The organism is Nonomuraea marmarensis (genome assembly GCF_043197025.1).
GTDB classification, from domain to species: domain Bacteria; phylum Actinomycetota; class Actinomycetes; order Streptosporangiales; family Streptosporangiaceae; genus Nonomuraea; species Nonomuraea marmarensis.
In genome coordinates, this window is record NZ_JBICRM010000105.1 from 1 (window position 1) to 1,604 (window position 1,604).

The 1,604-nt window shown below is 62.5% G+C and carries 1 protein-coding gene and 1 pseudogene; both read left to right on the forward strand.

Translation table 11 applies throughout. The annotated features are described in order from the left end of the window. Nucleotides 1–82: 82 nt before the first annotated feature. Entirely contained in the window at nucleotides 83–541 is a 459-nt protein-coding gene (locus tag ACFLIM_RS50130) for a transposase (protein ID WP_393178003.1), read from the forward strand. Beyond that, nucleotides 487–1,578 (forward strand): annotated as a pseudogene (locus ACFLIM_RS50135) (IS3 family transposase); the annotation flags it as partial. The gene ACFLIM_RS50130 and the pseudogene ACFLIM_RS50135, both read left to right, overlap by 55 nt. Nucleotides 1,579–1,604 lie beyond the last annotated feature (26 nt).

Here is a 1,604-nt window from a genome sequence, read left to right on the forward strand (position 1 = left end):
CCCTCTCTGTCAGACTGGTGTGAGACATGGGACAGATGAGTCCTTTTGATGCGAAGCAGGGCGAGACAGGACGATCGAGACAGTGACGATGACCCTCGCTGACCAGGCCGCCATGACGGGGCAGGATGGTCAGGTGACCGACAAGCGGGTGAGCCGGCCGGTTCGCCGGACGTTCACCGCGGCCTACAAGGCGCGGATCTTGGCGGCCTTTGACGCTCTGCCCGAAGGCAGCCCCGAGCGTGGCGCGCTGATGCGCAAGGAGCGGCTGTATCACTCGCACATCGAGCACTGGAGAAAGCAACAGGAGAACGGGACGTTGGCCTCCTCGACGGGTAAGCCGAAGAAGGACGCGGGGTCGGAGGAACTGGCCCGGTTGCGGGCCGAGAACAAGAAGCTCAAGGCCGATGCGGCCAGACTCGAAGCCAGAAACGAAAAGCTCACCAGCGAGCTCGGGAAGACGAAAACCGCGCTGGATATCGCGGGAAAAGCATTCGCGCTGCTGGAAGACATCTCAGGCGGCGCGGACTCCGACGCGAACTGACCCAGGTCATCGACGAGTATTTCCCTGGCATGGAGGCGGCGGTCGGGACGAGCAGGGCGTGTGAGATCTTCGGCAAGGCCCGCGCCAGCCTGTACCGGCAGCGGAACCCGAAACCGCGCAGACAAGGCCCGCGCAAGCCCTTCCATCACCCGGCGGAATTGTCCGAAGAAGAACGCGCGCAGGTGCTGGCCGTGCTGGACTCGCCCCGGTTCGCCGACAAGTCGGCGGGTCAGGTGTGGGCGATCCTGCTGGACGAGGGCGTCTACCTGTGCTCACAGGCCACCATGTACCGCCTACTGCGCGAACGCGACCAGTCCGGCGAGCGGCGCGCCCAGGCCACCCATCCGGCGAAGAAGAAACCCGAACTGGAAGCCGATGGCCCGAATCAGGTATGGAGCTGGGACATTACCAAATTGAAAGGTCCGGAACGCGGGGTCTACTACCTTCTGTACGTTATCATCGACATCTTCTCCCGCAAAGTAATCTGGTGGGAGATCTGGCCCACGGAGAACGGCACCCTGGCCAAGGAGTTCATCGAGCGCGCCATCGAAGTCAACGGCGGGATCGCGCCCAATGCCATCCATGCCGACCGGGGCACATCGATGACCTCGAACACCGTCGCCGGCCTGCTTGCGCAGCTTGGGATCGACCAGTCGCATTCACGGCCGCACGTGTCCAACGACAACCCGTATTCCGAGGCGCAATTCAAAACGCTGAAATATTGCCCCGCGTTTCCTGGAAGATTTGGGTCCATCGAAGACGCCCGCATATTCTGCCGACAGTTCTTCCACTACTACAACAACGAACATCGCCATTCGGGCATCGCGATGCATATCCCCGCATCCGTGCACGATGGCACCGTAGCCAAGATCCACGCCAAGCGGGTCGCCACGCTCAACGCAGCCTTCTTGGCGCACCCCGAACGCTTCCGCGGTCGGCGCCCCTACCCGCCGCCGCTGCCCTCCAGAGTGTGGATCAACAAGCCACCCACGACCCTCCAGACCGAGACCTCACCACAAACCACACAAGTGGCCTGATGTCTCATTCGGTTTGACAGGTTCCG